Genomic DNA, 17,666 nt, shown 5'->3' with positions numbered 1-17,666 from the left:
TGTCAGTTGTCCCGGTCCACCACGCGGTCGGCCAGCAGGCTGAGCCAGGCGGTGTTGGTGAGCCCCGAGCGCGCCAGCGCCGCATGGGCTTGCGCGCGCAGTTCATCGGCGTAGCGGCGCGCGCCGTCCAGGCCCATCAGGCTCACATAGGTGGGCTTGTTGGCCTCCTGGTCCTTGCCGGCGGTCTTGCCCAGCACGGCGGAGTCCTGGGTCACGTCCAGGATGTCGTCCACCACCTGGAAGGCCAGGCCGATGGCGGCGCCATAGTCGGTCAGCGCGGCCCAGGTCGCGGGCGTGGTCTCGCCACAGGCGGCGCCCATCAGCACGCTGCCCTGCAGCAGCACGCCGGTCTTGCGGCGGTGCATGTCGCGCAACGTGGCCTCGTCCAGGTCCTTGCCAACGCTGGCCAGATCGATGGCCTGGCCGCCGGCCATGCCGGCATGGCCCGAGGCGCGCGCCAGCAGCGCGCACAGGCGCGCCTGCAGGGCCGGCGCGATGCCGGCCTCCGGCGTCAGAACCTCGAAGGCCAGGGCCTGCATGGCGTCGCCCGCCAGCATGGCCTGGGCCTCGCCGAATTGCACATGCACGGTGGGCTTGCCACGGCGCAGCACGTCGTTGTCCATGCAGGGCATATCGTCATGGATCAGGGAGTAGGCGTGGATCAGCTCCACCGCCGTGCCGGCACGCAGGGCGGCCGGGGCGTCGCCGTCGACCGCCTCGCAGGCGGCCAGCACCAGCAGCGGCCGCAGGCGCTTGCCGGCACCCAGCACGCCATAACGCATCGCCTCGCCCAGTCCGGCGGGCGCATCCGCAGGCACCCATTCGTCCAGCGCCCGCTCGTAAGCCAGCAGAGCGCGCTGCATCCATTGTTCAAATACGCCTGCATCCACGCTCAGGACTCCTCCCAGGTTTTCATCTCGCCACCCTCCAGCACCTTGACCTGTTGCTCCACGGCCTGCAGGCGGGCGCGGCAAAAACCCAGCAGCTCCGCGCCACGGCGATAGCTGTCCAGCAATTGATCCAGCGGCAATGCCCCGGCCTCCATGGATGCGACCAGGCGCTCCAGCTCGTCGAGCGCGAGCTCGTAACTGGCTGGAACTGCCGCTGGTGCAGCGGCTTTGCTGGTGGGCATGGGAGGCTTGCTCATGTCGAAATGCGAAAGCGGGATTGTAGTCACCGGCGCAAGGCCGGTCTTAGAGCACCCACACCTTGTCACACACCCACCACACCCCCCGCAGGGAGGATGGCGATGGCGGCCATTGCCGAGACCCTGCCCGGAATGCCGCGGCATGGGTACAATCCCGCCCTCGCTGCCCACCGCCCTTGCGACGGTGGCGCGGCGTATGGGAGCCCGGCCTGGAAGCAACCTTCTGGCCGGGCTTTTTGACACAAACCCGGCTCCGCGCCCAGGCGTCAAGCTTCATTGGCGCCCCACCGCGACGGACTCGGGGGGTTGACATTGGTTTCTTGGAGACCCTCTTGGATCATGTCCGACCTGAGCATCCCTCTCTCGGCGCTTGAACGCAGCAAGACGCAGCTGCCTGTCACTTCCTATTTCGATGAGGGCCTGTTCCGCAAGGAACAGGAACTGATCTTCCAGCCTGGGCCTCGCTACCTGGGGCATGCGCTCGCCGTGCCCGAGGTAGGCGACTTCTATGCACTGCCCCAGGAGGGCGAGGGCCGCGCCATCGTGCGCACGCCCGAGGGCCTGGAGCTGATCTCCAACGTCTGCCGGCACCGCCAGGCGGTGATGCTGCGTGGCCGCGGCAATACCAAGAGCAATGTGGTCTGCCCGCTGCACCGATGGACCTACGATTTGAAGGGCCAATTGGTCGGCGCGCCGCATTTCGAGCAGGACCCCTGCCTGAACCTGAACCGCTACCAGCTCAGGGATTGGAACGGCCTGCTGTTCGAGGACAACGGTCGCGACATCGCGGCCGAACTGGCGGCCGTGGGCCCGCGCGCCGAGCTGGACTTCAGTGGCTATGTGCTCGACAAGATCCATGTGCACGAGTGCGACTACAACTGGAAGACCTTCATCGAGGTCTATCTGGAGGACTACCACGTCGGCCCCTTCCACCCCGGACTGGGCAAGTTCGTCACCTGCGACGATCTGGCCTGGGAATTCGGCAAGCACCACTCGGTGCAGACGGTGGGCATCCACAAGGCGCTCGAGAAGCCCGGCTCCGAGGTCTACAGCAAGTGGCACCAGCAGGTGCTGCAGTTCCGCGGCGGCGAGCCGCCCAAGCAGGGCGCGATCTGGCTGACCTACTACCCGCACATCATGGTGGAGTGGTATCCGCATGTGCTGGTGGTGTCGACGCTGTTCCCCAAGGGCCCGCAGAAGACCACCAATGTGGTGGAGTTCTACTACCCTGAGGAGATCGCCGCCTTCGAGCGTGAGTTCGTCGAAGCCAACCAGGCCGCCTATATGGAGACCTGCATCGAGGACGACGAGATCGCGCTGCGCATGGACTGGGGCCGCAAGGCCTTGATGGAGCGCGGCGACAACGAGGTCGGGCCCTACCAGAGCCCGATGGAGGACGGCATGCAGCATTTCCACGAGTGGTACCGCCGCGAAATGCAGCTCTGAGGCCTTTGCAGGCCATCCACACACCGCCCCACCGAAAGATCGGTCGGGCGGTTTTTTCATGCCCGCGTGGAGAATGCCGGCCATGCCCGCTTCCCTGATGATGGTGCTTGCCACCTTTTTGTTCGCCTCCATGGGCGTGTGCGTCAAGCTGGCCTCGGGCCAGTACGACGCGGGCGAGATCGTCATGTACCGCGGCCTGGTCGGCACCCTGGTGATGGCGGGCCTGGCCTGGCAGCAGGGCATCAGCCTGCGCACCCAGGTGCCGGCGATGCATTTCTGGCGCAGCCTCTCGGGCGTGATCGCGCTCTCGCTGTGGTTCTACTCGATCGGCAAGCTGCCGCTCGCCACCGCGATGACGCTCAACTACATGTCCTCGGTGTGGATGGCGCTGTTCCTGATCGGCGGCGCGGTGATGCTGGGCAGCGCCCGCATCGATGGCCGCCTGGTTGCCGCGGTGCTGCTGGGCTTTGCCGGCGTGGCCCTGGTGCTGCGCCCCACCATTGATCAGCAGCAGGCCTGGCATGGCATCGCCGGCCTGCTCTCGGGCATGCTCTCGGCGATGGCCTATCTGCAGGTCACCGCGCTGGGTCGGGCCGGCGAGCCCGAGGTGCGCATCGTCTTCTACTTCTCGCTGGGCGGGGCGCTGGCGGGATGCATCAGCACGCTGGCGCTGAAACTGGGCGGCCAGGGCGACTGGCATGGCCACGATCCGCAAGGCCTGACCCTGCTGCTCGCCGTGGGCCTGCTGGCCACCACGGCACAATGGCTGATGACGCGTGCCTACGGGCGCGGCAAGACCCTGGTGAACGCCAGCCTGCAATACCTGGGCATCGTGTTCTCGGCCCTTTACGGCGTGCTGCTGTTCAAGGATGCGCTGGGGGCCAGCGCCCTGCTGGGCATCGCCCTCATCATTGCCGCCGGCCTGGCCGCCACCCTGCTGCGCACCCGCAGCACACCGATCGACAGCCAACATTCCGTGAGCGAATCATGAACATGCCCTACCGCACACTCATCAGCGCCAGCGAGCTGCGCGCCCTGCAAGCACAGGGTCAGGTCTTGCTGATCGTGGACGCCAGCTTCGACCTCGCCGACACCGGCGCCGGCGAGCGCAGCCATGCCGAGGGCCATCTGCCCGGCGCCCACTATCTGCACCTGGATCGCGAGCTGAGCGGCGCCAAGACGGGAAGCAATGGCCGCCACCCCCTGCCCGAGCGCGGCGCCTTTGCCGCACGCATGGCCGCGCTGGGCCTGACGCCCCAGACCCAGGTGGTAGCCTACGACGCCCAGGGCGGCATGTACGCCGCCCGGCTCTGGTGGATGTTGCGCTGGCTGGGCCATGAGGCCGTGGCGGTGCTGGACGGCGGCAAGGCGGCCTGGCTGGCCAGCGGCGGCGCGCTCGGCACCGAGGCGCCCGTCGTGCCGGCGTTGGCCGGCCACTTCGTGGCGGGCGATTCCTTGGCTCCCGCGCTGGACGCCTCCGCCCTGCAAGCCCAGCTTGGCCGGGTGCGCCTGATCGACGCGCGCGCCGGCGAGCGCTTCCGCGGCGAGGTCGAGCCGCTGGATGCACGGGCCGGCCATATCCCCGGCGCCAGCAACCGCTTCTTCAAGGACAACCTGCAGGCCGACGGCTGTTTCAAGAGCGCCGACACCCTGCGCGCCGAGTTCGCCCCCCTGCTCGCGCCCTATGCGGCCGAGGCCGTGGTGCACCAGTGCGGCTCGGGCGTCACCGCCTGTCACAACCTGCTGGCAATGGAAGTAGCCGGGCTAGCGGGCTCGCAGCTCTACCCGGGCTCGTGGAGCGAATGGTCGTCCGACCCCTCGCGACCGGTGGCGCAAGGCTAGCCTTGACATAGCGCAAGGCGGGCGGAAGATCAGGGCGCCACACTGGACGCATCAAAACCCCACCCTGAGACAGGAGGACCGCCATGTTCAAACGCATCATCGTCCCGACCGACGGCTCGGACATCACCAGCAACGCCATCAGCACCGCCGTGGCGCTGGCCAAGGTGCATGGCGCCAAGCTCTATGCCGTGAGCGTCAAGGAACCCTTCCCCTACAGCGCAGTCTCCGAGATGCAGCCGACCCCGCCGCAGGAGTTCTTCGACGCCCAGGAGCGCATTGCCCAGAGCCGCCTGAAGAGCGTGCTGGCCGCGGCCGAAGCCGGCGGCGTGCCCTGCGAGGCCCACAGCATCGAAGCCCTGCACGCCTGGGAAGCCATCATCGAGCATGCCAAGCGTGTCGACGGCGACCTGGTGGTGATGGCCTCGCATGGCCGTCGCGGTGTGCAGGCCCTGCTGCTCGGCAGCGAGACCCAGAAGGTGCTGACCCACAGCACCATCCCGGTGCTGGTGGTGCGCTGACGCCTCAGCGCCCGCGCGCGCCAACGCCCCGTGCCTCGCGGCCGGGGCGTTTTTTCTTTCAGTGCTGGCCGCCCACCGCCAGCACCACGATGCCCATGCCCACAGCCAGCCACAGCAGCTGCAGCGCGGTTTCGCGCCAGGGCAGGCGGCGCTGCAACTGCGGGATCAGATCGGCCACCGCCACATAGACAAAGCTGCTCGAGGCCGCCACCAGCAGATAGGGGAACAGCTGCTCCCAGGGCCCCACCAGGAAGTAGCCCAGCACCCCGCCGGCCACCGCCGCCAGGCCCGAGATGGCATTGAACAGCAGCGCCTTGGCGCGCGAGAAACCGGCGTTCAGCAGCACGATGTAGTCGCCCACCTCCTGCGGGATCTCGTGCGCGATGATGGCCAGCGCGGTGATCCAGCCCAGGTGCTGGTCGGCCAGAAAGGCCGCGGCGATGATGATGCCGTCGCAGAAATTGTGGATGCTGTCGCCCACCAGCACCGCCAGGCCGCCGCGCCCGGCCTGCTCCTCGTCGAAGTGATGATGGTGGTGGTGGCCGTCGCCCTCGTGGTGGTGGGTATGGCGGTAGAGCTCGGCCTTCTCCAGCAGGAAGAAGAACATCAGGCCGCCCAGCAGCGTCAGGAACAGGCTGTGCGGGCTGGCCTGGCTCTCGAAGGCCTCGGGCAGCACATGCAGCAGCGCGGTGGCCAGCAGCACGCCGGTCGACAGGCTCACCAGATGCTTGACCACGCGGCTCAGCAGCGCCACCGTCAGGCTGGCCGCGATGAGCACCGACAGCAGGCCGCCGGCCAGGGTCGCGAGCACGATATAGAGCAGGGTCATGGATGGCAAACAAAAGGCGCACCCGATGGTGCGCCGGCAGCGAAGACTTGTTGGCTTTGATTCTCGCAGACCTGTCAAGACCTCGTGGCAGGACGCCCATGGCGGCGTGATTTGACGCAATCAGCAGCGACAATCGCCGCCCATGACCGTGCCCCGTACCGCCCCCCCTGCCCTTGCCGCCATCGACATGGGCTCCAACAGCTTCAGGCTCGAGATTGCCCAGCTCAACCGCAGCAACTACCGCCGCCAGGAATACCTGAAGGAGACGGTGCGCCTGGGGGCAGGTCTTGACGCCAACGGCGAGCTCACCGAGGCGGCCATGCAGCGCGGCCTGGATTGCCTGGCCCGCTTTGCCCAGCGTCTGCAGGGCTTCGAGCCCGGCCGGGTGCGTGCGGTGGCCACGCAGACGCTGCGCGAGGCGCGCAACCGCAACAGCTTTCTGGCGCGTGCCCAGGCGGTGCTGGGCCATCCGATCGAGGTGATCTCGGGCCGCGAGGAAGCGCGCCTGATCTTTGCGGGGGTGGCGCGGCTGCAGCCTTCGCAGACGCCGCGCCTGGTGATCGACATCGGCGGCCGCTCCACCGAAATGATCCTGGGCCATGGCCGCGTGCCGCTGAAGGCCGAGTCCTTCCAGGTCGGCAGCGTCAGCCTGTCGATGCGCTTCTTTCCCGAGGGCCGCTTCAGCGCCGAGGCCTTCCGTGCCGCCCAGGTGGCCGCCGGCGCCGAGCTGGAAGAGGCGCTGAGCCAGTTCTCGCGCCCGCTCGCCCAGCCCGCCTGGGTGGAGGCGCTGGGCTCCTCCGGCACGGTCGGCGCGGTGGCGCAGATCCTCGCCGCCACCGGCGTCACCGATGGCAGCATCACCCCCGAGGCGCTGCGCTGGTGCATCGAGCAATGCATCGCGGTGGGCCATATGGACAAGCTCAAGCTGCCAGGGCTGAAAGAAGACCGCCGCGCCGTGGTGGGTGGCGGCCTGTGCATCCTCTACACCCTGCTGACGCAGTTCGGCATCGAGCGCCTGCAGCCCGCCAAGGGCGCGCTGCGCCAGGGCGTGATCTTCGATCTGGCGGAACGCCTGGAGGCCGCCCAGCTGGCCCAGGGCCGCGACATGCGCGACCAGTCGGTGGCCGAGCTACAGCGGCGCTTCGGCGTGGACCGCGAGCAGGCCGGCCGCGTGCAAGACCTGGCCCTGGCGCTCTACAAGCAGCTGCAGCCGCGCGCGCCGCGCGAGCTGCAGCGCGAGCTGGGCTGGGCCGCCGCCCTGCATGAGCTGGGCATGATGGTCTCGCACCACGACCACCACCGCCACACCGCCTACCTGCTCGCCCATGTGGATGCCAGCGGCTTCTCGCAGAACCAGCTCAAGCGCCTGGGCGATCTGGCCCTGGGCCAGCGCGGCGGCCTGCGCAAGCTGGAACCGCAGCTCGGCGACGAGACCCTGCTGTGGCAGGTGCTGGCGCTGCGCCTGGCCGTCATCCATGCCCATGCGCGCGGCGCCATCGCCGAGGGCTCCATGCGCCTGCAGCGCCAGGGCCGGCGCGTGCGGGTGCAGCTGGACCGGGACTGGGCCGCGGCACAGCCGCGCGCCTTCTACCTGATGCAGGAAGAGCTGCAGGCCTGGTCCAAGCTCGAGCTGGTCGAGCTGACGCTGCAGGCCTGAGCGGTCGGCTGCCGATCAGCCGGCCGCTCAACCAGCGATATAGCGGCGCATCAGCGCCTGCTGCGCGCTCACGCCCGTCTCGGCGACGCGCTGGCTGTGCCCGTCCGGGCCGAGCTGCCAGGCGTCCAGACGGTCGTGCAGATAGGGCATCAGCGCCTCGTCGATGACGCGCTGACGCAGCGCCGGGTCGAGCACCGGCCAGGCCACCTCGATGCGGCGGAACATATTGCGGCTCATCCAATCCGCACTGGACAAATACAAAACTTCGTCGGCTTCGCTGACGCCCCAGCGGAAGTAGCAGATGCGCGTGTGCTCGAGGAAGCGCCCCACCACCGAGCGCACCAGGATGTTGTCGGTCTGGCCGGGCAGGCCCGGCGGCAGCATGCAGGCGCCGCGCACGATCAGGTCGATCCTGGCGCCGGCCTGGCCGGCCGCGATCAGGCCCGCGATCAGCTCGGCATCGGTGAGCGCATTGATCTTCACCACCACGCGCGCCGGCTGCCCCGCGCGCGCCGCCCGCGCCACCTGTGCCAGGTGCTCGAGCATGCGGCTGTGCATATTGAAGGGCGCCAGCAGCAGGCGCTTGGGCGCCTTGAACTTGGAGAGCGCGGCCAGCTCGCGGAACACCAGATCGGCGTCGGCGGTGAGCTCGGGGTCGGCGGTCAGGTGGCCCAGATCGGTATAGAGGCGCGCGGTCTTGGGGTTGTAGTTGCCGGTGGAGAGATGGGCATAGCGGCGCAGCACCGGCTTGCCCAGCTTGCCGACCTCGCGGCGCGTCACCAGCAAGAGCTTGGCATGGGTCTTCATGCCGACGATGCCGTACACCACCTGAGCGCCCACCGCCTCCAGGCGCTCGGCCCAGTTGATATTGGCCTCTTCGTCGAAGCGCGCCTTCAGCTCCACCACCACCATCACTTCCTTGCCGCGCCGCGCCGCCTCGATCAGCAGGTCCATCAGTTCGGACTTGCTGCCGGTGCGGTAGACCGTCTGCTTGATGGCCAGCACGTCGGGGTCCTCGACCGCCTCGCGCAGGAACTGCACCACCGGCTCGAAGCTCTCGAAGGGATGGTGCAGCAGCACATCGCCCTTGCGCAGGCGGTGGAATATGGACTTCTGGCGCGGCAGCCGGCCCTGCGGCCAGACCGGTTCGTGCGGCAGGAAGCGCAGCTCGGGCGCATCGCACTGGTCGATCAGCTCGTTCAGGCGCACCAGGTTCACCGGGCCGTTGACGTGGTAGAGCGCCGCCGCCGGCATGTCGAACTGCTCGAGCAGGAAGTTGGAGAGCTCGGCCGGGCAGGTGTTCACCACCTCCAGCCGCACCGCGCGGCCGAAGTGGCGCGTCGTCAGGCCCGAGCGCAGCGCATGGCGCAGGTTCGCCACCTCCTCCTCGTCGACCTCCAGGTCGGAGTCGCGCGTGACGCGGAACTGCGAAAAGGCCTCCACATGGCGGCCCGGGAACAGCTCCTCCAGGTGCGCGCGGATCACGCTGGTCAGCAGCACAAAGGCCTGCTGGCCCTCGCTGACGGTGGCCGGCAGCTTGATGACGCGCGGCAGCACGCGCGGCACCTTGACGATGGCGATGCGGTTGTCGCGCCCGAAGGCGTCCTTGCCCGACAGCCGCGCAATGAAGTGCAGCGACTTGTTGGCTACCTGCGGAAAAGGATGGGCGGGGTCCAGGCCCACCGGCACCAGCAGCGGGCGCACCTCGCGCTCGAAGAACTTGGCCACCCAGTGGCGCTGGGTCTCGTTGCGATCGGCATGGTTGAGGATGACGATGCGCTCCTCGCGCAGCGCCGGCATCACCTGCTCGTTGAAGATCGCGTACTGCTCGTCGATTAGGTCATGGGCGGCACGCGCCACCCGCTCCACGTCGCGCGAGCTCACCGCATTCACCGGGTCGCGCGCGGCATCCAGCATGTCGGCGAAGCGCACCTCGAAGAACTCGTCGAGATTGGACGAGACGATGCAGATATAGCGCAGCCGCTCCAGCAGCGGTACATCGCTGCGTTCAGCCTGGGCCAGCACACGTTTGTTGAATTCGAGGATGGCCTGCTCGCGATTGAGCAAGGCGACGTCTGGCAGGGTCATGCGCCGATTCTATGAACGCCTCGTGACGAATTCGTGACGGCCGCCCAGTCCAGGATCTCCAGCTCGCCATCGGCATGCTCGACCAGGGCGGTCAGGCTTTCCACCCAGTCGCCGTCGTTGCAGTAGAGGATGCCGTCGATCATGCGGAGCTCGGCATGGTGGATATGGCCGCACACCACGCCCTGCACGCCGCGCTTGCGCGCCTCGCGCGCCACCGCCACCTCGAAGTCGGAGACATAGCTGACCGCGCGCTTGACCTTGAGCTTGAGGTATTTGGACAGGCTCCAGTAGGGCAGGCCCAGGCGCGCGCGCAGCGAGTTCAGGTGCCGGTTCAGCTTGAGGGTGAATTCGTAGGCGCTGTCGCCCAGATGCGCGAGCCAGCGCGCGCACTGGATCACGCCGTCGAACAGGTCGCCGTGGGTGATCCAGAGCTTGCGGCCATCCGCCGTCTCGTGGATCCAGTCCTCGGCCACCTCGATGCCACCGAAGCTGTGCTGCAGGTATTTGCGCGCGAACTCGTCGTGGTTGCCCGGGATGAAGATCACCCGACAGCCCTTGCGCGCCTTGCGCAGCAGCTTCTGCACCACGTCGTTGTGCGTCTGCGGCCAGTACCAGCTGCGGCGCAGCTGCCAGCCGTCGATGATGTCGCCCACCAGAAAGAGCTGCTCGCATTCCACCGTGCGCAGGAATTCCAGCAGCGCGCCGGCCTGGCAACCGGGCGTGCCCAGGTGCAGATCGGAAATCCAGACGCTGCGGTAGCGCAAGCGCCCCTCTTCCGCGTCGGCGGGCGCGGCCGGCTCGGCGATGAAGGCGCTGGGGCTGGCGACGCGCGCCATCACGTAATCGGGCTGCATGGACCGCAAGCTTGCCAAGCCGGCATGACGCGCCGGTGACGACCCGGATAATGCGGCCCATGCATTTGATGATTCCCTACGCCAGCGCGCTGGGCGAGGAAGCGCGGCACTGCCTGCGTGAACTGACCCTGCCCAATCTCTCTGCCCTGCTGGGGCGCCTGGTCGCCGAGCCCGAACTGCTGGGCGAGGATGAGTACAGCCTGAACACCGCCCAGGAGCTGGCGCTGGCCCGCTTGCGCGGTTTGCCAGCCGCCACCGCACTGCCGACCGCCGCCTGGCTGCGCGAACAGACGAGGCCGCGCGACGGCCAGGCCTGGGCGCTGCTGACGCCCCTGCACCTCTCGGTGGGCACCGACCAGGTCACCGCCCTGGGCCCGCGCCATCTGGCCTTGGACGAGGCCGAGGCGCGCGCCTTTTTCGCGGCCCTGGCGCCGCTGTTCCCCGCCGATGAGGGCTGGGCCTGCGAATTCCTGGCGCCCGACCAATGGCTGGTCGCCCATCCCAGCCTCGACGCCCTGCCCAGCGCCAGCCTGGAGCGCGTGCTGGACCGCAGCGTCAGCAGCTGGATGCCGGAGGCGCGCGCGCTGCGCCTCTTGCAGAACGAGATCCAGCTGATGCTGCACGGCCTGCCGCTCAACGCCGCGCGCGAGGCGCGCGGCGCCCTGGCGCTGAACTCGGTTTGGATCAGCGGCTGCGGCATCGGCCGGGGCCAGGTCTTGCCGGCCGAGCTGCAGCAGGAATTCGGCCTGCGCGAGCCCCTGCTGAGCGGCGACTGGCCGGCCTGGATGGAGGCCTGGCGCGCGCTCGACGCCGGCCCGCTGGCGGCGCTGCTGCGCGCCTCGGCCACGCAGCCGGTGCGCCTCACCCTGTGTGGCGAGCGCCATGCGCGCAGCTGGGCCGGCACGCCCGCCCAGGGCTGGCGCAAGCTCAGGCAGGCGCTGCTGCCGCCCAGCGCAGACGCGACTCTCACACTGGAGGCCTTATGAATCAGCCGCGCCTCGTCACCCGCGATGTACCGCCCCGCGAGGCCTGGGCGCTGGAGCAGGCTGGCATCTCGCCCTTGCTGGCGCGCCTGTTCGCCGCGCGCGGCGTGCGCTCGGCCGAGGAGCTGGACGACGGGCTTGCCAAGCTGCTGCCGCCCGAGGGCCTGAAGGGCATCGCCGAGGCCGCCGGCCTGCTGGCCGACAGCCTGCTCGCCGGCGAGCACATCTGCATCGTGGCCGACTACGACTGCGACGGCGCCACCGCCTGCGCCGTGGCGCTGCGCGGCCTGGCCCTGCTGGGGGCAAGACCCGACACCCTGCACTATGTGGTGCCGGACCGCGCCGTGCATGGCTATGGCCTCACGCCCACCATCGTCGAGCTGGCGCTGCCGCTGCGGCCGCAACTCCTGATGACGGTGGACAACGGCATCGCCAGCCATGCCGGCGTGGCGCATGCGCGCGCGCTCGGGCTGAAGGTGCTGGTGACCGACCACCATCTGCCGGCCCTGGTGGACGGCGCGGTGCTGCTGCCCGAGGCGCACGCGATGCTCAACCCCAACCAGCCGGGCTGCGAGTTCGCGAGCAAGAACCTGGCGGGCGTGGGCGTGGCTTTTTACCTGCTGCTGGCGCTGCGCGGTGAGTTGCGCAAGCGCGGTCGATTTGATTCCAGCACGCAACCCAAGTTGGATGGCCTGCTCGACCTGGTGGCGCTGGGCACGGTGGCCGATGTGGTGAAGCTCGATGCCAACAACCGCCGCCTGGTGGCGCAGGGCCTGCGCCGCATGCGCGCCGGCCGCATGCAGCCGGGCATCGCCGCGCTCTTCACCGCGGCGGGCCGCGATGCCAGCCGCGCCAATGCCTTCGACCTCGGCTTTGCGCTGGGCCCGCGCATCAATGCCGCCGGCCGCCTGTCCGACATGACGGTGGGCATCGAATGCCTGCTCTGCGATGACAGCACGCGCGCGCTCGAACTCGCCAAGCTGCTGGACGCCATCAACCGCGAGCGCCGCGAGATCGAGGCCGGCATGCGCGAGCAGGCCGAGGCCCAGCTGGAGGCCCTCATGCCGGCCGGCGATGCCCCGGCCGCGCTGGCCATCTTCGACCCCGCCTTCCACGAGGGCGTGGTGGGCATCGTCGCCTCGCGCCTGAAGGACCGCGTGCACCGCCCCGCCTTCGTGTTCGCGCGCGGCGCCGACGGCCAGCTGAAGGGCTCGGGGCGTTCGATCCCCGGCTTCCATCTGCGCGACGCGCTGGACCTGATCACCAAGCGCCATCCCGATCTGCTGAAGAAGTTCGGCGGCCATGCGATGGCGGCCGGCTGCACCCTGGCCGACGACGGTTTCGAGCGCTTCAACAGTGCCTTCCAGCAGGTCGCGGCCGAGTGGCTGGATGAGCAGGCCCTCACGCGCACCCTGCGCACCGACGGCCCGCTGGCGCCCGAGCTCTTCAACGCCGCCACGGTGCGCGAGCTCGATGCCCAGGTCTGGGGCCAGGCCTTCGAGGCACCGCTGTTCTGCGACCAGGTGCAGATCGTCTCGCAGCGCCTGGTGGGCGAGCGGCACCTGAAGCTGCGCCTGCGCCAGGGCGGCTTGCTGCGCGATGCGATCTGGTTCGGCCGCAGCGAGCCGGTGCCCGACGAGGCACGCCTGGCCTACCGCCTGAGCCTGGACGAATACCAGGGTCAGGAGCGCATCCAAATGGTGGTCGAGGCGCTCGTCTGAGGCCCGCCACCTAGAATCGGGGCGTGACTACCCTGCATGCCTGTACCAACGCCGATCTGCACTGCCACTCGGTCGTCTCCGACGGCACCCTGAGCCCCGAACTGCTGGCCGCGCGCGCCAAGGCCAATGGCGTGGAGTTGTGGGCGCTGACCGATCACGACGAGGTGGGCGGCCAGGCGCGCGCCCGCGATGCCGCGCTGGCGCTGGGCCTGCCCTATCTGACCGGCACCGAGATCTCGGTGAGCTTTGCCGGGCGCGTGGTGCACATCGTCGGCCTGGGTTTCGACCCTCAGAACGCCGCCCTGGTGGCCGGCCTGCATGCCACCCGCGGCGGCCGCGAGGCGCGTGCCCGCGAGATGGCGGCCGGCCTGGCCCAGGTGGGCATCAAGGGCGCCTTCGAGGGCGCCAGCCACTATGTGGGCAACCCCGAGCTGATCTCGCGCACCCATTTCGCGCGCTTCCTGGTCGACAGCGGTGTCTGCAGCGATGTCTCCGAGGTGTTCCGCCGCTTCCTCACCGAGGGCAAGCCCGGCTATGTGCCGCACCGCTGGGCCGCGCTGGGCGATGCGGTGCGCTGGATCAACGAGGCCGAGGGCTTGGCGGTGATCGCCCACCCGGGCCGCTACGACTTCACGCCCACCGAGGAATACGCCCTCATCACCGAATTCATCGCCCATGGCGGGCGCGGCATCGAGGTGGTGACCGGCAGCCACACCGCCGCCGAGGCCCAGAAGTACACCGAGACGGCGCTGGAGTTCGGCCTGCTGGCCTCGCGCGGCTCGGACTTCCACAGCCCCACCGAGAGCCACACCGATCTGGGCCGCCTGCCCGATCTCTCCGGCCGCCTCACGCCGGTCTGGCAGGCGCTGCAACACCGCGTGCAGCGCCCCGCCCCGTGAACGCACAGCGCCCGGGCCTGGGCATTGCGCTGATCATCCTGATGGCGAGCTGCTTCGCCAGCATGGACAGCACGATCCGCTATCTCGGCGCCTTCCTGCCGGTGCTGCTGATCCTGTGGGCGCGCTACAGCGTGCAGGCCCTGGTGATGGCGGCCTGGCTGGGCTGGCGCGCCGCCCGGCAGGGCTCGCTGGCGGGGCTGCGCGCCGCCCATCCGCGCTTCCAGCTGGTGCGCGGCCTGCTGCTGCTGGCCACCAGCGCGATGAGCTTCTACGGCGTGCAGGCGATGCCGGTGGCCGAGTTCAGCGCCATCAATATGCTCACCCCGGTGATCGTCACCCTGCTGGCCGCCACCCTGCTGCACGAGCATGTCTCGCCGCTGCGCTGGGCCCTGGTGGTGGGCGGCTTCGCCGGCGCGCTGATCGTGATCCGACCGGGCAGCGGCACCTTCGGCTGGGCGGTGCTGTTCCCGCTTGCCGGCGCCTGCTTCTACGCCAGCTTCCAGGTGCTGACGGCCAAGCTGGCCTCGCTGGAAGACCCCTACACCACGCATTTCTACACCGGCCTCACCGGCGCCCTGCTGCTGAGCCTGCTGCTGGCGCTGGGGCCTGTCGAGGTGATGGCGCCGCTGCGCGCCGCGCCGCCCTGGCAATGGGGCTTGCTGCTGGGTATCGGCGCGCTCGGCACGGTGGGCCATCTGCTGCTGATCCTGGCCCTGGGCCTGGCACCCACCGGCGTGCTGATGCCTTTTGTCTATGTGCAGATCGCGGTGGCGGCGGCGATCGGCTGGCTGGCCTTCGACCATGTGCCCGATGGCTATGCCTGGCTGGGCATGGCGGTGGTGTCGGCCAGCGGCGCCAGCTCGGCCTGGCTGAACGTGCGTCAGCGTACCCGGCCCGCCACAGTCACCGCCGACACCATCGCCGACTGATGCGCCGGGCCCTCGGCTTGGTCAACAATAAGCCATGGCGCAATTCTTCGAAGTCCACCCCGAGAACCCGCAACAGCGCTTCCTCAAGCAGGCCGCGCAAATCCTCCAGTCCGGCGGCGTCGGTGCGATCCCGACCGACTCCAGCTACGCGCTGGTATGCCGGCTGGACGACAAGGCCGCCGTCGACCAGCTGCGCCGCGTGCGCGGCGTGGACGACAAGCATCACCTCACGCTCTTGTGCCGCGATCTCAGCGAACTGGCCAATTTCGCCCGCGTCGACAACCGCCAGTACCGCCTGCTCAAGCTGGCAACACCTGGCCCCTTCACCTTCATCCTGGAAGCCACCAAGGAAGTGCCGCGGCGCGTCTCGCACCCTTCGCGCCGCACCATCGGCCTGCGCGTGCCGGATCACAAGGTCACCCAGGATCTGCTGGCCCTGATGGGCGAGCCGCTGCTGGCCACCACCCTGATCCCGCCCGGCGAGAGCGAGGCGCTGAATGACGCCGGCGAGATCAGCGAGCGCTTCGACCGCGTGCTGCAGGTGATCGTCGACGCCGGCGCCTGCCCCCTGCAGCCCACCACGGTGGTGGACCTCACCGCCGACGAGGCCCAGCTGATACGCCGCGGCCGCGGCGACCCGGCCACGCTGGGCTTGCAGGAAGCGTGACTTTTGTCCTCAAGCCGCGGCAGACCGTGCCGATAGCCATCAGATCAGGGGTGAGCTGACACGGCACCCCTGCGCTGCACAAAGAATGGTCGTCGGGAAACGAAGAAGCCTCCGAAAGGGCAGAGCATGAGTCTGTTGACCCAGCTGCGCATCAGCCAGCGCCTCGCATTGAGCTACGGTCTGTTGATCGTCCTGCTCGTCATCATCGGAAGCTACGGCGCCTACAGCGCCAACCGCCTCTCCAAAGACCTGGATCGCACCGCCAACCAGAGCCTGGTGAAGATCGCCGCGGCGAACTCGCTGGAGGGTAACGTCAATGTGGTGGCGCGTGCCGCGCGCGACCTGTTGCTGCTCGACGAGGCGCGCCAGATCAAGAAGCAGCAGGCTGCCATCGACGGCGCGCTGCAGGACAGCGAGAAGCAGCTCGGCAGCCTGCAGGGCAGCATCGAGGGTGCCAAGGAAAGCGATCTGCTGGCCCAGGTGAAGGAACGCCAGGGCAAGTTCTTCGCCGCGGTGGAGAAGTTCCGCAAGGTGCAGAAGGACGGCAGCCCCGACGAGGCACGCGAAAGCCTGATCACCGACGTGCGCCCGGCCCAGCAGGCCTACCAGGACGGCCTCAAGGGCCTGGTGGACCTGCAGTTCGAGAGCGCCCATGACCTGGCCGTCGCCGGTGGCGAGCTGGCGCGCAACTCGGTGCTGGTGACGCTGATCCTGGTGGTGGCCGCGGTGGTGATCGGCGGCGTGGGTGGCCTCGCCATTGCACGCTCCATCGTGGCGCCGGTGAACAAGGCGCGCTCGGCCGCTGAGGCGATCCGCGACGGCGACCTCACCCACGAGATCAGCACCGAGGGCAGCGACGAGTTGAGCCAGATGCTCACCGCGATGCGCGACATGCAGCAGGCGCTCTCGGGCGTGGTCAGCAGCGTCAGCAGCGCGGCCAGCGACGTGGCGCACAGCTCCAGTGCGATCGCCGGCGGCAACAACGACCTGTCGGACCGCACCGCCCGCTCGGCCTCCAGCCTGCAGACCACCGCCGCCTCGGTGGAAGAGATTGCCGCCAACCTCAGCGGCGCCAGCGAGCTGACCCGCAAGGCCGCCGGCATCGCCACCAAGGCGCGCCAGTCGGCCTCGGCCGGCGGCCAGGTGGTGGCCCAGGTGGTGCACACCATGCAGGAGATCAGCGCCAGCTCGCGCAAGATCGGCGACATCATCGGCGTGATCGACGGCATCGCCTTCCAGACCAACATCCTGGCGCTGAACGCCGCGGTGGAAGCGGCGCGCGCCGGCGAGCATGGCCGCGGCTTCGCCGTGGTGGCCTCCGAGGTGCGCGCGCTGGCCTCGCGCTCGGCCGCCGCCGCCAAGGAGATCAAGGTGCTGATCCAGGAATCCTCGGTCAAGGTCGAGAACGGCACCACCCTGGTCAACAACGCCGGCAACACCATCAACAGCGTGGTGGACGAGGTCAACAACATGGGCCAGCTGATCGAGGAGATCTCGCACTCGGCCCAGGAGCAGGCCAGCGGCGTGGGCGTGGTGAACCAGGCCATGAACGAGCTGGACCGCAGCACCCAGCAGAACGCCAGCCTAGTCAGCGAGCTGACCCGCTCCACCGAAGAGCTGACCGGCAGCTCATCGCGCCTGCTGGAGGCCGTCGGCTTCTTCCGTACCCGTTAATCCCGCGACCTATCCCGCACCCCATTCCGCAAGCTGCAAGGAGAACTACACCATGTCGAAGATTTCGAGCGCGGCGCGCTTGGCCCTGGGTCTGCTGGGCGCCCTGCTGATCGCCACGGCCGCGCAGGCGGCGCCCAAGGTGATCAAGAAGGTGCCCCCCGAGTTCCCGGCCGAGGCCTCGCGCAAGGGCGTCAACAAGGGCACGGTGAAGGCCAAGCTCACCATTGAGGCCGACGGCAAGGTCAGCGAGGTGGCCATCGTCGAGGCCGAGCCCAAGCGCGTGTTCGACAAGGCGGTGATCAATGCCCTGATGGAGTGGAAGTTCGAAGGCACCGGCGAGAAGCAGAGCCACGAGGTGAAGCTGGTCTTCAGCAACGAAGACTGATTGAGGCCCCTGCGCTTGCAAGCGCAG

At 68.9% G+C, this 17,666-nt stretch carries 17 protein-coding genes; 12 read left to right on the top strand and 5 right to left on the bottom strand.

Features of this window, described 5'->3' with window-relative positions; genetic code table 11:
• Positions 1-2: 2 nt before the first annotated feature.
• Both PFX98_RS14910 and PFX98_RS14905 read right to left on the bottom strand, forming a co-directional pair.
• Positions 3-863 carry a polyprenyl synthetase family protein gene (locus PFX98_RS14910; protein ID WP_285235604.1) on the bottom strand — a complete coding sequence of 287 codons (861 nt, stop codon included), beginning with the start codon at positions 861-863 and terminating at the stop codon, positions 3-5.
• 29 nt (positions 864-892) lie between these two features.
• On the bottom strand, positions 893-1,132 hold the full coding sequence (locus tag PFX98_RS14905; protein ID WP_425334609.1) for an exodeoxyribonuclease VII small subunit: 240 nt from the start codon (positions 1,130-1,132) through the stop codon (positions 893-895).
• A 354-nt stretch (positions 1,133-1,486) separates the two neighbouring features.
• Between PFX98_RS14905 and PFX98_RS14900 the strand changes: the two genes are divergently transcribed.
• From PFX98_RS14900 to PFX98_RS14885, 4 genes are all read left to right on the top strand, one after another.
• A complete protein-coding gene (locus tag PFX98_RS14900; RefSeq protein WP_285231283.1) occupies positions 1,487-2,593 on the top strand; it encodes an aromatic ring-hydroxylating oxygenase subunit alpha in 1,107 nt (368 codons plus the stop codon).
• 82 nt (positions 2,594-2,675) lie between these two features.
• Complete coding sequence (locus PFX98_RS14895; protein WP_285231282.1) at positions 2,676-3,584, top strand: DMT family transporter; 909 nt, start codon at positions 2,676-2,678, stop codon at positions 3,582-3,584.
• 2 nt (positions 3,585-3,586) lie between these two features.
• Entirely contained in the window at positions 3,587-4,435 is an 849-nt protein-coding gene (locus PFX98_RS14890) for a sulfurtransferase (protein WP_285235603.1), read from the top strand.
• Positions 4,436-4,518: 83 nt separating this feature from the next.
• Positions 4,519-4,953 (top strand): universal stress protein, encoded by a 435-nt coding sequence (locus tag PFX98_RS14885; RefSeq protein ID WP_285231281.1) that lies wholly within the window; start codon positions 4,519-4,521, stop codon positions 4,951-4,953.
• Between the two features lie 58 nt (positions 4,954-5,011).
• On the opposite strand, the gene PFX98_RS14880 is transcribed toward PFX98_RS14885, so the two are convergent.
• Positions 5,012-5,782, bottom strand: coding sequence for a ZIP family metal transporter (locus PFX98_RS14880; protein ID WP_285231280.1), 771 nt, complete (start codon positions 5,780-5,782; stop codon positions 5,012-5,014).
• A 142-nt stretch (positions 5,783-5,924) separates the two neighbouring features.
• Between PFX98_RS14880 and PFX98_RS14875 the strand changes: the two genes are divergently transcribed.
• A complete protein-coding gene (locus PFX98_RS14875; protein WP_285231279.1) occupies positions 5,925-7,439 on the top strand; it encodes a Ppx/GppA phosphatase family protein in 1,515 nt (504 codons plus the stop codon).
• Between the two features lie 27 nt (positions 7,440-7,466).
• Here the strand turns inward: PFX98_RS14875 and ppk1 are convergent, their stop codons facing one another.
• On the bottom strand, positions 7,467-9,527 hold the full coding sequence (gene ppk1 / locus PFX98_RS14870; protein WP_285231278.1) for a polyphosphate kinase 1: 2,061 nt from the start codon (positions 9,525-9,527) through the stop codon (positions 7,467-7,469).
• Positions 9,524-10,381: a UDP-2,3-diacylglucosamine diphosphatase gene (locus PFX98_RS14865; protein WP_425334608.1), complete on the bottom strand. Its 858-nt coding sequence runs from the start codon at positions 10,379-10,381 to the stop codon at positions 9,524-9,526. The genes ppk1 and PFX98_RS14865 overlap by 4 nt, the downstream gene beginning before the upstream one ends.
• 59 nt (positions 10,382-10,440) lie before the next feature.
• On the opposite strand from PFX98_RS14865, the gene PFX98_RS14860 reads away from it, so the two are divergent.
• From PFX98_RS14860 to PFX98_RS14830, 7 genes are all read left to right on the top strand, one after another.
• Positions 10,441-11,367 carry a hypothetical protein gene (locus tag PFX98_RS14860; protein WP_285231277.1) on the top strand — a complete coding sequence of 309 codons (927 nt, stop codon included), beginning with the start codon at positions 10,441-10,443 and terminating at the stop codon, positions 11,365-11,367.
• Positions 11,364-13,085, top strand: a complete 1,722-nt coding sequence (recJ, locus tag PFX98_RS14855) for a single-stranded-DNA-specific exonuclease RecJ (RefSeq protein ID WP_285231276.1) — start codon at positions 11,364-11,366, stop codon at positions 13,083-13,085. Before PFX98_RS14860 ends, recJ begins: the two co-directional genes overlap by 4 nt.
• 23 nt (positions 13,086-13,108) lie before the next feature.
• Complete coding sequence (locus PFX98_RS14850) at positions 13,109-13,984, top strand: 3',5'-nucleoside bisphosphate phosphatase (RefSeq protein ID WP_285231275.1); 876 nt, start codon at positions 13,109-13,111, stop codon at positions 13,982-13,984.
• The gene (locus PFX98_RS14845; protein ID WP_285231274.1) at positions 13,981-14,913 is read left to right on the top strand and encodes a DMT family transporter; all 933 of its coding nucleotides are present in this window, start codon (positions 13,981-13,983) and stop codon (positions 14,911-14,913) included. The genes PFX98_RS14850 and PFX98_RS14845 overlap by 4 nt, the downstream gene beginning before the upstream one ends.
• A 34-nt stretch (positions 14,914-14,947) precedes the next feature.
• On the top strand, positions 14,948-15,580 hold the full coding sequence (locus PFX98_RS14840) for an L-threonylcarbamoyladenylate synthase (protein ID WP_285231273.1): 633 nt from the start codon (positions 14,948-14,950) through the stop codon (positions 15,578-15,580).
• Positions 15,581-15,706: 126 nt separating this feature from the next.
• Entirely contained in the window at positions 15,707-17,254 is a 1,548-nt protein-coding gene (locus PFX98_RS14835; protein ID WP_285231272.1) for a methyl-accepting chemotaxis protein, read from the top strand.
• 52 nt (positions 17,255-17,306) lie between these two features.
• Positions 17,307-17,639 (top strand): energy transducer TonB, encoded by a 333-nt coding sequence (locus PFX98_RS14830; RefSeq protein WP_285231271.1) that lies wholly within the window; start codon positions 17,307-17,309, stop codon positions 17,637-17,639.
• Positions 17,640-17,666 lie beyond the last annotated feature (27 nt).

Source organism: Paucibacter sediminis (assembly GCF_030254645.1).
GTDB classification, from domain to species: Bacteria; Pseudomonadota; Gammaproteobacteria; order Burkholderiales; family Burkholderiaceae_C; genus Paucibacter_B; species Paucibacter_B sediminis.
Note: the sequence above shows the minus strand (reverse complement) of the source record. Positions and strands in the feature narration are given on the sequence as shown.

Excerpts from the sequence above, each read along its gene's own strand:
- PFX98_RS14895 (WP_285231282.1), top strand. The coding sequence starts at position 2,676 with ATGCCCGCTTCCCTGATGATGGTGCTTGCCACCTTTTTGTTCGCCTCC.
- PFX98_RS14840 (WP_285231273.1), top strand. The coding sequence starts at position 14,948 with ATGGCGCAATTCTTCGAAGTCCACCCCGAGAACCCGCAACAGCGCTTC.
- PFX98_RS14910 (WP_285235604.1), bottom strand. The coding sequence starts at position 863 with ATGCAGCGCGCTCTGCTGGCTTACGAGCGGGCGCTGGACGAATGGGTG.
- recJ (WP_285231276.1), top strand. The coding sequence starts at position 11,364 with ATGAATCAGCCGCGCCTCGTCACCCGCGATGTACCGCCCCGCGAGGCC.
- PFX98_RS14865 (WP_425334608.1), bottom strand. The coding sequence starts at position 10,381 with ATGCAGCCCGATTACGTGATGGCGCGCGTCGCCAGCCCCAGCGCCTTC.
- PFX98_RS14890 (WP_285235603.1), top strand. The coding sequence starts at position 3,587 with ATGCCCTACCGCACACTCATCAGCGCCAGCGAGCTGCGCGCCCTGCAA.
- ppk1 (WP_285231278.1), bottom strand. The coding sequence starts at position 9,527 with ATGACCCTGCCAGACGTCGCCTTGCTCAATCGCGAGCAGGCCATCCTC.
- PFX98_RS14830 (WP_285231271.1), top strand. The coding sequence starts at position 17,307 with ATGTCGAAGATTTCGAGCGCGGCGCGCTTGGCCCTGGGTCTGCTGGGC.
- PFX98_RS14900 (WP_285231283.1), top strand. The coding sequence starts at position 1,487 with ATGTCCGACCTGAGCATCCCTCTCTCGGCGCTTGAACGCAGCAAGACG.
- PFX98_RS14905 (WP_425334609.1), bottom strand. The coding sequence starts at position 1,132 with ATGCCCACCAGCAAAGCCGCTGCACCAGCGGCAGTTCCAGCCAGTTAC.
- PFX98_RS14835 (WP_285231272.1), top strand. The coding sequence starts at position 15,707 with ATGAGTCTGTTGACCCAGCTGCGCATCAGCCAGCGCCTCGCATTGAGC.
- PFX98_RS14875 (WP_285231279.1), top strand. The coding sequence starts at position 5,925 with ATGACCGTGCCCCGTACCGCCCCCCCTGCCCTTGCCGCCATCGACATG.
- PFX98_RS14885 (WP_285231281.1), top strand. The coding sequence starts at position 4,519 with ATGTTCAAACGCATCATCGTCCCGACCGACGGCTCGGACATCACCAGC.
- PFX98_RS14860 (WP_285231277.1), top strand. The coding sequence starts at position 10,441 with ATGCATTTGATGATTCCCTACGCCAGCGCGCTGGGCGAGGAAGCGCGG.
- PFX98_RS14880 (WP_285231280.1), bottom strand. The coding sequence starts at position 5,782 with ATGACCCTGCTCTATATCGTGCTCGCGACCCTGGCCGGCGGCCTGCTG.